Raw genomic sequence first — 995 nt, forward strand, 5'->3', positions numbered from 1 at the left:
GATACCCTGTTGGAGATTCCGGACGATCTCGTCTTTGAGGAAGGAACAGCCAGTGGAGAGGATGAAGAGGGACAGGCAGTCGGTGCACCTGTACAACCAGTTGATGCCAGTGATACGGAACAACAATCCCTCTGGGGGATTTTCATTGCCGGGTTACTAGGCGGCTTCGCAGCTTTTATCATGCCCTGCATATTCCCCATGGTACCGCTTACCGTCAGCTTCTTCACCAAGAAAGGCGGTTCCCGTGCAAAGGGTATATCACAGGCACTTTTATACGGGCTCTTTATCATTGTCATATACGTTGCGCTGGGTATGCTCATCACCATCGCCTTCGGCTCCGATGCCCTGAATGCCCTTTCTACGAACGGCATATTTAACTTTCTGTTCTTTTTGATATTGGTCGTTTTTGCAGCCTCCTTCTTTGGAGCTTTCGAACTCACGCTGCCGAGCTCCTTTGTCAATAAAATAGATGCGCAGTCAGATAGAGGTGGATTATTGGGGTTATTCTTCATGGCATTCAGTTTGGCATTGGTGTCCTTTTCCTGCACTGGGCCGATCATCGGCACGTTGTTGGTAGAAGCCGCGTCCAAGGGTGAGCGTCTGGGCCCTGCTATCGGCATGCTCGGGTTCTCCATTGCCCTCGCTATACCCTTCGTGCTTTTCGCTTTCTTCCCCTCGATGCTTAAGTCCCTACCTAAGTCGGGTGGATGGCTCAATAGCGTTAAAGTGGTGCTAGGTTTCCTTGAACTGGCATTGGCATTGAAGTTCCTATCCAACGTAGACCTTGCCTACCATTGGAATTGGCTGGATAGGGAAGTTTTTCTGGCCCTTTGGATAGCGATCTTCGGACTGCTGGGACTGTACCTGATCGGCAAGATACGTTTTGCGCACGACAGCCCATTACAGCATCTGTCCGTTCCGCGCACTATGTTAGCAGTCATCGTATTTGCCTTCGTGGTGTACATGGTACCAGGCATGTGGGGAGCACCGCTGAA

Annotated in this window: 1 protein-coding gene; it reads left to right on the forward strand. The window is 50.9% G+C overall.

Annotated elements, in window-relative coordinates; all coding sequences use genetic code 11:
- A partial coding sequence (locus H8B21_RS20495; protein WP_317170423.1) for a protein-disulfide reductase DsbD family protein occupies positions 1-995 on the forward strand: 995 nt, incomplete at both ends.

Origin of the sequence: Sphingobacterium chuzhouense (assembly GCF_014692525.1) — a bacterium.
Classification (GTDB): domain Bacteria; phylum Bacteroidota; class Bacteroidia; order Sphingobacteriales; family Sphingobacteriaceae; genus Sphingobacterium; species Sphingobacterium chuzhouense.